This window comes from Pseudoalteromonas sp. RB2-MNA-CIBAN-0110, from assembly GCF_040309305.1.
Taxonomy (GTDB): Bacteria; Pseudomonadota; Gammaproteobacteria; order Enterobacterales; family Alteromonadaceae; genus Pseudoalteromonas; species Pseudoalteromonas arctica.
The window spans coordinates 82,357-96,307 of sequence record NZ_JBEOOQ010000005.1; the positions used below are offsets into that span (position 1 = coordinate 82,357).

The 13,951-nt window shown below is 38.5% G+C and carries 9 protein-coding genes; all 9 read right to left on the bottom strand.

Going from position 1 to position 13,951, the window contains the following annotated elements; translation table 11 throughout:
- Nucleotides 1-6: 6 nt before the first annotated feature.
- The 9 genes from AAEY68_RS04780 to AAEY68_RS04820 all read right to left on the bottom strand — a co-directional run bounded on the left by AAEY68_RS04780 (nucleotide 7) and on the right by AAEY68_RS04820 (nucleotide 13,801).
- Nucleotides 7-501 (bottom strand): CvpA family protein, encoded by a 495-nt coding sequence (locus tag AAEY68_RS04780; RefSeq protein WP_007376853.1) that lies wholly within the window; start codon nucleotides 499-501, stop codon nucleotides 7-9.
- A 195-nt stretch (nucleotides 502-696) separates the two neighbouring features.
- Nucleotides 697-1,338, bottom strand: coding sequence for an SPOR domain-containing protein (locus tag AAEY68_RS04785; RefSeq protein WP_024590975.1), 642 nt, complete (start codon nucleotides 1,336-1,338; stop codon nucleotides 697-699).
- An 11-nt stretch (nucleotides 1,339-1,349) separates the two neighbouring features.
- The gene (gene folC, locus AAEY68_RS04790; RefSeq protein WP_350585605.1) at nucleotides 1,350-2,615 is read right to left on the bottom strand and encodes a bifunctional tetrahydrofolate synthase/dihydrofolate synthase; all 1,266 of its coding nucleotides are present in this window, start codon (nucleotides 2,613-2,615) and stop codon (nucleotides 1,350-1,352) included.
- Nucleotides 2,616-2,640: 25 nt separating this feature from the next.
- Nucleotides 2,641-3,516 (bottom strand): acetyl-CoA carboxylase, carboxyltransferase subunit beta, encoded by an 876-nt coding sequence (gene accD, locus AAEY68_RS04795; RefSeq protein ID WP_007376856.1) that lies wholly within the window; start codon nucleotides 3,514-3,516, stop codon nucleotides 2,641-2,643.
- A 140-nt stretch (nucleotides 3,517-3,656) separates the two neighbouring features.
- Complete coding sequence (truA, locus tag AAEY68_RS04800; RefSeq protein WP_007584098.1) at nucleotides 3,657-4,454, bottom strand: tRNA pseudouridine(38-40) synthase TruA; 798 nt, start codon at nucleotides 4,452-4,454, stop codon at nucleotides 3,657-3,659.
- Nucleotides 4,455-4,602: 148 nt separating this feature from the next.
- On the bottom strand, nucleotides 4,603-8,772 hold the full coding sequence (locus tag AAEY68_RS04805) for a FimV/HubP family polar landmark protein (RefSeq protein ID WP_350585606.1): 4,170 nt from the start codon (nucleotides 8,770-8,772) through the stop codon (nucleotides 4,603-4,605).
- Nucleotides 8,773-9,126: 354 nt separating this feature from the next.
- Nucleotides 9,127-10,143, bottom strand: a complete 1,017-nt coding sequence (locus AAEY68_RS04810; protein WP_007586655.1) for an aspartate-semialdehyde dehydrogenase — start codon at nucleotides 10,141-10,143, stop codon at nucleotides 9,127-9,129.
- A 48-nt stretch (nucleotides 10,144-10,191) separates the two neighbouring features.
- The gene (locus AAEY68_RS04815; protein WP_350585607.1) at nucleotides 10,192-11,313 is read right to left on the bottom strand and encodes a 4-phosphoerythronate dehydrogenase; all 1,122 of its coding nucleotides are present in this window, start codon (nucleotides 11,311-11,313) and stop codon (nucleotides 10,192-10,194) included.
- Between the two features lie 265 nt (nucleotides 11,314-11,578).
- Nucleotides 11,579-13,801: a TonB-dependent receptor gene (locus AAEY68_RS04820; protein WP_350585608.1), complete on the bottom strand. Its 2,223-nt coding sequence runs from the start codon at nucleotides 13,799-13,801 to the stop codon at nucleotides 11,579-11,581.
- Nucleotides 13,802-13,951 lie beyond the last annotated feature (150 nt).

Sequence of the window (13,951 nt, forward strand, 5' to 3'; positions counted from 1 at the left end):
CGCCGATTAACGGTTTACTGAATTTAAAAAGCTCGAGTTGTTTTCTAGGTACGAAAAGAACCATTCAACAACAAAGCCAAATTCTGGAATCAAAATAGAATTGCCCCACCAGTGCGTATTGGGTGCACCAGTAAAAGCATCAAGAAAGAAGAGTAACGCGCTCACGACCAACACGCCTCGTAGAGCACCAAACACTATGCCAAAGACACGGTCGGTACCCGATAAACCAGTACGATGTACAAGCTCACCTAAAATATAGTTTAGTAAACCGCCTAACAGTAGCGTCGCAAAGAATAATATGGCTATGGCCGCAGCATTTCTTAAAAGGGGTTCAGAAATGGTTGTTAGGAAGGAAGCTAAATATTGGTAAAATAAGCTAGAGATGATAAAGGCGCCAGCCCATACCGCTAATGACATTGCTTCTTTTACAAAGCCGCGTATTAAACCGATGATGGTAGACAATGCAATGATGCCAATAATGGCGTAATCAACCCAGATCATAAGAACCAATTAGTCGCTAATTTGGGGCGCATTCTATACCCAAACATCGTTAGTATGCAAGTTTAAACGGGAGATTACTGGGCTGTAGTCAATACAAAAAATTAACATTATAGAATGGGTATTGTGAGATAAAGATAATGATAAAAACAAATATAAATAAATAAAAAAAGGCTTGTGATACAAGCCTTTTTTTAATTATTTTGTTACTTCGTATTGCGTAACTTTACCATTTAATTTAGTAAGCTCTTTCAGCTGGGGAAGCTGCTTTTGTAATTCATTTTTATCAAGCGAAGGACCAACAAATACCTTGGTTAACGTCCCATTTGGGGTTTTAATCGGTTTAGTAAACGTTTTAAACCCTTCAACTTTTAATTTAGCCTGTAATGCTTTTACATTTGCAACATGTGAAAAACTACCTAATTGAATAACGTAAGCCATACTTGTTAGGTTTTCATCACTTTTACGAGGCGCAATAGGTTTTGGTTTAGCCTGAACCGGTGCCTTAGTGATCGGTGTAGCTTTGGGTTCAATAGTCGCTTCAACAACTTTATTCTCTACAGCGTAGTCACTCTCATCCATAGCGTTTTGCTGCTCAAAAGCTTCATCGTCAGCTTGAATATCTTCAATTTCATCTTGTTTTAGTGGCTCAGCATTAGCCATGTTTTCATCAATTGACTCTTGAAGATCGATTGTTTTGAACTCAGGGCGATCAGGTATCGCTTTAAAGCCCTCTTTATAATGCACTTTTTCGCCATCGAGTATATTAGGGATAAACACAATTGCTGCGATCACTACTATACTTGTTCCGACTAAGCGATTAATAAAACTTGAGTTCACCGACATCCTCTCTATTTTTTAAAGTAATTAATAGCGCCGGCCACTGTAAAAAATGAACCAAATACAATCAACATAGTATCACTTTGTTGTTTTGGTAAAATTACACTCAGTGCCTGTGCCACACTATCATAGCTATTGATAGTATTATGATGAGATATACCCTGCAGCGCATTTTGTAAATTACTTGCAGTGTCGCCTCGCGGACCACTTAAGCTCGCTAATGACCACTCATCGACCAAGTGACTTACTTCTTTAAGTACACCCACTTTATCTTTATCAGCAAGCATAGCGGCTAATGCATGAATTTTAAAGCCTTTATCTTTATAGCTTGATAACTTATTGGCTAAATAACGCGCCGACTCAGGGTTATGTGCTACATCGGTAAAGACTAAAGGCTCAGCGCTTAACTGCTGAAACCGCCCTTCTACAACTAAATTAGCGAGGCAATTTCGTATGACTTGCTCACTAGGTAATAAGCTTAAAACACTTAGCGCAGTTAACGCAGTTGCTGCATTTTGACACGGTATTGCTGGCTTATCTATTACAAGATTATGTTCTTTATATTGCCAATTAAAGCTCTCAGCATTCTCTTTGAAAATAAAGTCACTGCCCGACAACGTCATATTGGCATTAATTTCTTTGCCGTAATCAGTCATTGTGTGAGGAATATTTAAATCCCCTATAATAGCAGGCGTATTTTCACGAAAAATACCGGCTTTATCATAAGCCACTAACTCTCGTGTATCACCTAGGTACTCTTTATGATCTAAATCGATAGTGGTGATCACGCTTGCAAAGGGAGTTACTATATTTGTAGCATCAAAGCGCCCGCCTAGACCAACCTCTAGTAATACATAATCGACCTTACAGCGTTTAAAAATTGCCAACGCACCCAAAGTACCATATTCAAAATAAGTCAAAGGAGTGTCTTTACGGCCTTGCTCAAGCTGGTGAAAAGCATCTATATGAAGTTGGTCTGCCAGTTCTTCGCCATTAACTCGTACACGCTCGTTATAATGAATTAAATGAGGAGATGCGTAAGTACCCACGCTAAAACCTTGCGCTAGCAATAGCGACTCTAAGCAACGTGCAGTGGTACCCTTACCGTTTGTACCGGCAATAAGAATAATTTTACTTGGAGTGTTTAAAAGGCCAATATTGTTGGCAACATTAGCAACTCGTTCTAGGCCCATTGCAATGTTAGCGGGGTGAACACTTTCTAAATAAAAAAGCCAATCATCAAGGCTTGATGATTGGCTAGGAATTGTTTTTGTCATAGCGTGTAATCAGTAAAGCTGAAATTTACGCTACTCTATGCTCTTGTTCCGTAGAAGGCAAGTTCATAAATTTAGCTAAAATGCGTGCAAGGGTATCGCGCATTTCACGGCGGTCAATAATCATGTCAATTGCACCATGTTCTAGCAAAAATTCACTACGCTGAAAACCTTCAGGTAATGTTTCGCGAACAGTCTGCTCAATAACACGAGGACCTGCAAAACCAATTAACGCTTTAGGTTCAGCAACGTTAATATCACCCAGCATAGCAAGTGATGCAGATACACCACCCATTGTCGGGTCGGTCATTACTGAAATAAATGGAAGACCTTTTTCCGTCATTTTTGCAAGTGCAGCACTTGTTTTAGCCATTTGCATAAGCGACATAAGCGCTTCTTGCATACGTGCTCCGCCTGATGCAGAAAAACAAATAAGCGGCATGTTATGCTCTAAACATTGATCAACAGCATCAACAAAGCGAGCGCCAACAACAGAAGCCATTGAACCACCCATAAATGAGAACTCAAATGCTACCGCTGCCACTGGAATACCTTTTAATCGGCCTTTCATAGCTACAAGTGCATCTTTTTCACCACTTGCTTTTTGGGCTGCACTGATACGGTCAGAGTACTTTTTAGAATCTTTAAACTTAAGAATGTCTTTAGGCTCATGTTGTGTACCAAGCTCTTGACGATCACCTTCATCTAAAAAGTGCTCTAGGCGCTTACGGCCACTAACACGCATGTGATGGTCACACTTAGGACATACGTTTAATGACTTTTCTAATTCAGCTTTATATAAAATTGAATCACACGATGTACACTTAGCCCAAACACCTTCTGGGATTTCTTTACGACCTGATGATTTTGTCGTTTTAGGTAAGATTTTTTCTAGCCAACTCATTTGCAACTCTCTTAATACTGTTCTGTGTCGCGAGCCTGCTAATAGCAATTAGCAGACAAATTTTTTCAATTAAAACATGAATTACACTAACGCGGTATAAAAAACTGGTCTTAGTAGTTAAAAGTGCTCATAAAAAGTACTTATACCACATCTATATCAGGCAAAAATAAAGGGCCTAGAGGTGTTTGAGGAATATTAAATTGCTCAGGGTAGTCAACATCCACTAAATACAAACCAGCAGCCTTAGCGGTAGCACTGGCCTTTGCGCGTTCTTTACAATCGAGTAGCTCTTTTATCCATATAGGTTGTTGTTTATGTAAACCAACATCCATTAAGCTGCCTGTGATATTACGTACCATGTGATGTAAAAATGCATTCGCTTTAATATCAATAATAACGTAAGTACCTTGGCGCTGTACCGACAGATGATGAATTGTTCTTGTCGGTGTATTCGCTTGGCAATGTATCGCTCTAAAAGAGGTGAAATCGTGTTTACCTATTAAGTACTGACACGCCTCTTGCATCTTTGTTTCATCAAGATGATGATGAAAATGCGTAACACCCTCGTTTAATACCGCACCTCGTAGGGGGGAGTTATAAATAACATAGCGATAACGACGAGCTGTAGCACTAAAACGGGCATGAAAGTCATCAGCAACCGGTTGGGCAAAGCGAATAGCAATATCTTTAGGCATTAAAGTATTCATACCTAGTGTAAATGCGACCATATCGCGATCAGCTTGCGTTTCAAAGTGTATTACTTGGCCTGTACCGTGCACACCAGCATCTGTACGCCCTGCACATATAACTTCAACAGGATGATTACAAATACGCGACAACGCTTTTTCTACTTCTTGCTGTACGCTATTTACATGTGATTGACGCTGCCAACCACTATAACGTGCGCCGTTGTATTCAACTCCAAGTGCTACTCGCATAATTACCGTTTTACCTACTGTGCTAATGAACGAGGCATTTTATGCTATCTAACGATGCAATAAAAGGAGACCTGTCGTAATCAAACCAATACACATAAAAAAACCCGTATTTAGCTAAGCTAGATACGGGTTCTTATAAACATTTTAATTATTTTAGTTTAGCTTTTAAGCTAAGTGCTTCCTCTTGAACTTCTTCAGGACCTTTGTTAATGACATCCTCAATAACTTTAAGCGCAGAATCAAAATCATCAATTTCAATATAAGCACGCGCTAAATCAAGTTTAGCTGAGTAGCCACCACTTTCAGCATCAACATCCGTTGGGTTATCACCTGCAAGTAATGCATCAAACTCACTCAAACCGACATCCATATTAACGTCGGTGTAAGGTTCGTGTTCAAGTTCAGCGTCGTCACTTTCTTCTAATAATGAATCAATATCTACAAATTCATCATTATCAAGTTGCTCAACATCACTACTTTCAACAAGTGACTCTTTTGTAGTTAATGAATCATCTGTCTCTAAGTCTTCTTTTAGCAAGCTGTCAAAGTCAACATCAAATTCACTGCGGTCATCAACACTTAAGTCTTCAGGCTCTGCTAACTCACTAAGTAATGAATCAAAATCAGTTTGCGTCAAATTCGACATAAACTCTTCATCAAGTTCGTCGTCAGAGCTAATATCAGTGCTACCCACTTCATCTAAGCTTGTTAACTGTGCTTCGCGCTCTGCATTTGTTTGCTCTTGCGATTCGTCTGATAACTCATCAGTTAGTGCTTGCTCTAAACTATCTTCGTCAAATTCAGCATCTAATTCAGAAAAATCATTTTCAATTAAAATCTCATCATCAAAATCATTTTCTAAACTATCTAAATCAGCATCTGCCATAAGTGCGTTTGCTAAATCTTGCTCAGCTTGGCTGGAAGCGACTCCCGGTGCCTCACCATCTAAATCATCCCCTTGTAATTCTTCAGGGGTAAATGGTAACTCACTTTCTAATGTTTCTTGAACTTCATCAAGGTTAAGAGGTTTGATGTCATCTTCAATACTTGGTGGTTCAACAGAATCAACCTCATTATTAATTTCTTGAAGTAAATCATCATCAAGCGACTCATCTTCAATCTCCGTTTCAGTTTCTAATTCAGAGAAGTTATTATCAATTAATAGTTCATCATCAAAATCATCTTCTAAACTATCTAAATCACCATCTGCCATAAGCGCATTTGCGAGATCTTTCTCTGTTTGACTAAGTGCTACTGCATTTTCATCACCCGATGCATCTCCTTTAAGCTCTTGCGGCTCAAACGAAGGCTCATTCTCTAATAATGATTGATCATCGTCTAATTCAAGTTCAGGATATTCATCCAACTCTTCACTTGGCGTTACAAGCTCGCTATCAAGCTGCTCTTCAATTTCAGTAAGATCTGAGTCATCGTCGCCCGCTAGCGGATCGTCACCAAGATCAACTTCTATTTCTTCAAGATCATCATCAAGCTCATCTAAAGACCAATCAGGTGTTTCTATATAGTCGTCATCAGTGGCCTGTTGTAGCTCACTTAAAAGCTCATCAACGCTCTTTAAAGTATCATCTGTATATTCTTCAAGTGCATCTTCAGGATCAAGAAGCGACTCTGATGTGTCTGAAAAATCATCAACCGTTACATCTATAAGTTCTGGCTCTTCTTCAAGCTTAGGCTCTTCTGCAAGTTCAGGCTCTTCTTCAAGTTCTGGTTCTTCTTCAAGCTCTGGTTCTTCTTCAAGCTCAGGCTCTTCTTCAAGCTCTGGCTCTTCTACAAGTTCTGGTTCTTCTTCAAGCTCTGGCTCTTCTTCAAGCTCAGGCTCTTCTAAAGGCTCAAGTTCTTCTAAAAGCTCTGGCTCTTCTTCAAGCTCTGGCTCTTCTTCAAGCTCTGGCTCTTCTTCAAGCTCTGGCTCTTCTTCAAGCTCAGGCTCTTCTTCAAGTTCTGGCTCTTCTTCAAGCTCTGGCTCTTCTTCAAGCTCTGGCTCTTCTTCAAGCTCTGGCTCTTCTTCAAGCTTAGGCTCTTCTTCAAGCTTAGGCTCTTCTTCAAGTTCTGGCTCATCGTAAAGCTCTGGTTCTTCTTCAAGCTCTGGTTCTTCTTCAAGCTCTGGTTCTTCTTCAAGCTCTGGCTCTTCTTCAAGCTCTAGCTTTTCTGCAAGTTCAGGCTCTTCTTCAAGCTCTGGCTCTTCATTTAATGATGAAGCAAGCGACTCAATATCATCAACATTTAATTCTTCTTGAGCATCTGCTAAATCCTCAACTGAGTCTGCTAATGCATTATCAATTTCTGAATCTCTTACATCTGAATTTTTTAGTTCATCATCAATTAGGTTATCTATGTCGTCTAAATCAAAGTCGTCACTTTCCTCAACTAATGATTTATCTGCAGTATCAACCGCTGCCTCATCAATTAAGCTATCTATGTCGTCTAAATCAAAGTCGTCACTTTCCTCAACTAATGAATCATTTGCAGTATCAACTGCTGCCTCATCAATTAGGTTATCTATGTCGTCTAAATCAAAGTCATCACTTTCCTCAACTAATGAATCATTTGCAGTATCAACCGCTGCCTCATCAATTAAGCTATCTATGTCATCTAAATCAAAATCGTCGCTTTCCTCAACTAATGAATCATCTGCAGTGTCAACCGCTGCTTCATCAATTAAGCTATCTATGTCATCTAAATCAAAATCGTCGCTTTCTTCTAGAAGTTCATCTTCGTCGAGTAACTCTGCATCAATTGAGTCATCTGCCACATCACTTTTTGGGTCATTCGCTTCATCAATTAAGCTATCTATATCGTCTAAATCAAAGTCGTCGCTTGTATCAAGTTCAGCTGAAGTGTTATTTGAGGTATCTAATTCTGTTGATGTTTGATCTAATAATTCATCTATATCAAAATTATCATCATCTGCAAGCTCCTCACTTAAAGCCGCCATTTCATCATGAGACTCTAAGCTATCATCCTCTAAAGCTTCGCTTGTTTGCGGTGCATCAAACTCAGGTAGACTATCGTCTTCATCAAACAAGCTATCTAAATCATCATTAGTTAGAATTTCATCATTGTTTATTGAGTCATCAGATAAGTCTAAATCAATATCTTCAGCGTTTTCATCTGAAGGTTGATCAAACCCTTGCTGCATAAAAATATCGAGTTCATCATCGTCATCGGTATTTTCATCATCAAAAACAATGTCATCACTTAGTAGACTTTCAAGCTCATCCTGATCGAGTAAATTCTCACCACCTGAAAAATCATCTAGGCCGTCATCCAAATCATCATCAGGCAACATATCATTTTCAAGATTATCATCAAGTTGAACACTCAAGTCATCTAAAGGGTCGGGTACAATTGGATCGTCATTTAAACTTGGACCTAAATCATCATCGCCAGTGTAAATTGGGGTTTGTGGTAAAAAGTCATCATCGTTTTGTGGCTCTTCTTGATTACTTGCTCGTTTGCGTAAAAACATAACAATTGCAAAAATAATCAGTAGCCCAGGAATAAACATTAATAAACCCAGCACTATCGGATTTGAAAATAATGAGCTTAAATCAAACGATTCTTTTGGTACTATCTCTTGTTTTTTTTGTTGTGCAATAATCTCGTTTTGCTTAACAATTAGTTCTTTTAATTGATTTTGAATTTCACTGTCTTGTCCTAACTGCAAGCGTAAGTTTTCGAGTTCGTTTGAAATACCTGATAATTGTTTTTTAAGATTATTATTCTCAACTAAAATTTCTTCTACATTGCTTACAGAATTTTTAAATTGTTGTTGTAACTCAACCAGCTTAGTACTTTGCTCTGTTTTTATTTCATTTAATTCTTTCTGTATCTCTTTTTTGGCATCGTCTACATCGACTTTACGAGCTTGAGTTACTTTTGTTTGTGCTGAGGTAATTTCGCTTTGCGTAAGTGTGCCATTTTTTTTCTTTTCCCATAATGCATCATCTTGCTCTGAGCGTTGTTTTGCAAGCTGTGTATTTACACCTTTTATTTCGGCTAAAGTAGGGATTTTTAAATAGGCACCATTTTGAATATGATTAAGATTTTGTTCTAAAAATGAGTTGGGGTTTTTGTTATACAAGGCCTGCATAACTTGATAAATGCTGACGGAGTTATCTGGGCGCACTTTAGCCGCTATACGCCAAAGTGTGTCTGTTGGTTTAATTGGCCCAATAGATCGCCCTTGCGCACCATAGTCAACGCCTTTAGGCCCCTTTAATTGGGTACTGTCTTGAGAGTAAACTGGCGTTACTATCAATGCAGACGCTAATATAATAAGTGTAACTAAACCGCGCATGCTGATCCTTTAATATTTAAATATTAACAAAACACTTAAAGCTTAAGTGCATAAATATTGTTGATTATTGCTGTTATCAGCCAAATGGCTGACTCGCATTTATTATTACAATCTATTTTTATTGCAAGCTCTATTCCAATTACAAACTATAAACCAGTTAAGGCTTAATATCCATCGCAACACCTTGAAAATAAATGCCTTAAAACATCTTTATAAATATTAATTTATTGAGTGTTATCAATCAGTTTTTATACTTTTAAAAATAAACGGCAAAAAATTGACAAGCTCTATAAACAAAAAGCGGCAAACAAATAATGTTTACCGCTTCTAAAGTGTGTTCAGCGCTATTAACTATTACATGTAATTAGCAATAAGCTCTTCTGCAATTTGAATGCTGTTAGTTGCAGCACCTTTGCGAGTGTTATCACTTACAACCCACATGTTTAATCCATGAGGATGAGAAATATCAGCACGTAATCGGCCTATATAAACAGTATCGTTACCACTAGCGTCAGACACTGCTGTAGGGTAATCACCTTCATCATCAATTAGCTCGACACCAGGCGCGTCTTTTAAAAGTTGCTTAACGTGTTCAAAGTCATAAGGCATGCGCGTTTCAATATTAATTGATTCTGAGTGACCAAAAAACACGGGAACACGTACACATGTAGGATTTACTGCAATAGTGGTATCACCCAAAATTTTATGAGTTTCATTTACCATTTTCATTTCTTCGCGTGTATAGCCATTATCCTCAAAGCTATCAATTTGAGGAATAACGTTAAATGCAATTTGCTTTGGAAATACTTTATTATCCATAGGGCGTGCATTCATCAAGTTAGCTGTTTGCTTTGCAAGTTCATCAACCGCTTCTTTACCTGCGCCCGATACAGCTTGGTAAGTAGATACGTTAATACGGTCTATTCCGTAAGCATCATAAATTGGTTTAAGTGCTAACATCATCTGAATAGTTGAACAGTTAGGGTTAGCAATAATATTACGATTCCTAAAATCAGCTAGGCTTGAAGCATTAACTTCTGGCACCACTAGTGGGATTTCAAAATCATTTCTAAAGTGCGATGTATTATCGATTACAATACAGCCGGCATCAGCAGCAATAGGAGCATATTTTTCAGATACACTACCACCAGCAGAAAACAAACCTATATGCGCTTGGCTAAAATCAAAGCCTTCAACGTCAAGTACTTCAATGGTCTCACCACGAAACTTTATGTCTTCACCTGCGCTGCGGCTGCTCGCAAGTAAAAAAAGCTGATCTACAGGAAACTTACGATCTGCTAGCGTTTCAATGATTTGACGGCCTACTAAACCAGTAGCGCCAAGTACGGCAACGTTATATTTTTGCGACATATTTCTTCCTCTATAAACGACATTAAAACAACATCGTTAGTTAAATAATTATTTAGCTATGCTAAAGCCAAGTTGACTAAGTGCTGCTAGTTGTGGGCTATCACCTTGTAGGAATAAGGTGCTAAATTCTCGCCTTACCGGATAGTTTTTACGTAAACTATCAAAGCCCTCACCTTCTAAATGACGAAGTAAAATTCCGTCATCGCGGCGTACGTCATAAATTAAATGCACCAAACAGGCAATATCTTGCTCGCTAAGGCTTTGCGTAACAGTTGCATTTGTAATAGCAGGTATTGGTAAAAAATCATCCAACGATTTACTCACCTCTACACCTTTTAGGTCACACAATTTTTGATACAACATTTGTGTACCTCGTGCTTTCCCCTCAAGTGTATGCCCTGCGATATGCACACTGGCATAACGCACATGCTCTAGCAATTCAGTTAGAATATTGGGCTCTTTTTCCCATACATCAAGTACTATATCTAAATCAGCCCCAGCTTCCATTACCTCAAGCAATGCTTGGTTATCAATTACATCGCCTCGGCTTGCATTAATTAGCGTGGTTCCTGGCTTAAGTGCTTGTAATCGCTCTTTATTCATCATGTGCAGCGTTTTGTGCTCGCCACTTTTAATAAGTGGAACATGAAAAGTAACAACATCTGATTGTGTTAATAACTCATCAAGCGCTACATGCTCTTGTAATAAGCCCTGTTCGTGCTTAATTGGATCGCATAACAGTACGTCGACATTTAATGCTTTTAATTTTTGCGACAAACACGTGCCAATGTTACCCATTCCTACAATACCAATTGTTTGACCACACAATAGGCGCGCATTTTCTTGGCTTAATGCAAATAAACTACTAATTACATATTCAGCTACAGCGACGGCATTACAACCAGGAGCACTGGTAAAAGCAATATTTCTGTCATGCAGTAATTGCGTATCAATATGGTCAATGCCAATTGTGGCAGTCCCCACAAAGCTCAGCTTGTTAGCTTGTGCCAATAGTTCATGATTAACATTAGTCACTGAACGAGTAAGGAGTACATCTACATTTATTAATTGTTCAGGCGTTAATTTACGACCATCAAAACGCTCAACCTCACCAAAGTCTGCAAAGTACTGCTCAACTAAAGGCATATTTTGATCGGCAAGAATTTTCATCACTGAGTCCGTTTGGCAATTAAGTGGCGCCATTGTAACGAACAACCAAGCCTTTACACAAACTAAAAAGGCGCATTTTAGCTGATACAAATACTTAAAAGTGGTTATGTTGATTGTTTTAAATCAGCAATTTAAATTAGGGATTTAAATTATGTGGATAATAATTTTACTATTGAATATATAAAGGCCGAATCACAGCATGATTCGGCCTTTATTATGAAAAATAAACTTCAATTACATTGAATTTTATTTACTTGATTTTAGTTTATAGCTCAAAATCTTTTTTGAATTTAAAACCAAATTCACTACGGTCATTACTGCGCATTACACCAACAAAACCTGATTGTTGTAGGCGACCAACATCGTAAACTTCGTTTAGAACGTTTTCACCATACAGTGTAACTTCCATATCGCCATATGGATTAGTGTACGAAATATTAAAACCAACTAGTTCACGAGAATCAATGGTCTCACTTTGGTTGTAAACTGATTGACCTTGCATTTCACTGCGATACGAATAATTAGCATTAAATGCAAGTGTTGCGCCACTCTCTAAATCCATAAAGTAAGAAGGTGCAACCATCACAGTCCAGCGTGGCGTCAGTGCTGGTGAATCGCCTTTACCTATGCCTTGTACGCCCTCAGCCACTTCTGTTATTTCAGAATCTAAATAACCAACTGCACTACGAATAGTAAAGTCATCGGTAATAGCAACAGTTGTTTCAAGCTCAATACCTTGCGCTTTAGATTGACCCGCATTTTCTACAATTGTTACAAAGCCACCACCCGCTGTTGGATCTGAAAACGGTAATGCTAAATCGGTGTAATCAGTCACAAATACCGCAAGCATCATAGATACATTTTCGTGTACTTGGCCTTTTAAGCCCATTTCGTAGTTAATCGCTTTTGTTTCGTCAAACGATACAAATTGATCTGGTCCACCAAATGGACGCGGTGGAAAACCACCTGTTTGATAGCCTTTTTGAATCTGGCCATAAACATTCATATTATTGCTAAGCTGATAAGATGCATTTACATCCCACGTAACCGCATCAAAATCTGCACTTACATATTTACGAGTTGGAAATGATGGGAATATAGCATTTGCATCTTTTTCATCTTTTGAATAACGAAGGCCACCACCAACCGTTAAATCGTCAGTTAAATCGTAGCTGGCATTTATATATGCTGCATACGAATTAGTTTCTTGGTTAATTTCAAATTCGCCGTAACCGCCAAATGATTCTGTTACACCATCATTCAACAAGCCATTAGGTGTATTAAATGGGCTAAATACAAACGGGCCTGAACGTGTAAAGCCATCTTCATTAAAAAAGTAAAGACCAGATACAAAGTCCATATTATCGAATGTTGCATTTAGCTGAACTTCAAATGAGTACTGATCAGCACCGCCCTCCTCTGGAAACTCAGACAAGTTTAAAGGTGATGCATCATCATCTAGGCCACCTTCATACTCAGATGTACGGTAGCTTGAGATAAACTTAGTGGTATAAGTATCGTTAATTGCCCAATCGGCTGAAAACGATGTGCCCCAACCTGAGTAAGAGGTAGATTCAATACCCGCAACAGTTGTGCCTAAATCATCAGGGTCTGATGGAATTAAATCTTGAGTCAATAATGGGAAGTCGCCATTAAAAACATCATTTGAGTCTAGTGGGTCTGTCAATTCAATTGTATAAGGCGATTGGCCAGATTCGTTATCAACACCATCTAAAGAAAAAGTGAATGCTAAGTCGGTATTTGCTTGCCATTTAAGTGCAACACGACCACTAAATTCTTCTTCTTCACCAATTTCTTTTTCTGGGTTTGCTAAATGAACAGCTTCGCCCACACCATCACGTGTTTTGTACGATGCACTTGCAGACATACTTACATCATCTGTTAGTGAGTTATTAAAATAAACATCGCCAGCAATACGTCCACGACTTCCCAGCTTAGCTGTAGTAGTAACAATACCTTCATCACCAGGTTGCTTTGTAATTACATTTACAGCGCCACCTAATGTATTACGACCATATAAAGTACCTTGCGGGCCACGAAGCACTTCAACACGCTCAACATTAGGTAATGATAAGTTAGAACCCATTTGGCGACCTAAGTACACACCATCAAGATACACACCCACACCCGGATCGGTAGTTATTATGTGATCTTGCAAACCTATACCGCGGATAAATACAGACGCATGCGCAGAATTGCCCACGCCATAGCGGGTAATATTTAAATTTGGAACATATTTACCAATATCTTCTAGGTTACTCATATTGGCTTTATCAATTAGGTTAGCGCCAATTGAAGTGATAGCGGTTGGAGATTCAAACAGGCTCTCTGTACGTTTACGAGCTGTGACTTCTATCTTTTCAAATGCGTCTTGTTTAGCTGTTTTTTTAGTTTCTTCGGCGTTTACAGAGGTAGTGAGTGCAGCAAAAATTGCTAGACTTAACTGTGAGAGGTTACGTAATTTCAAAATATTCTCCAAAGGATACCGTGTGATTTAGTTATGCATTTATACTTAAAAGTATAAATTTCAGGCATAAAAAAAGATGCGTAATGCATCTTTCCTCTGGATGGGTATTATATGACAGAATTGTGAAGAAATGTATAAATTATTTGAATA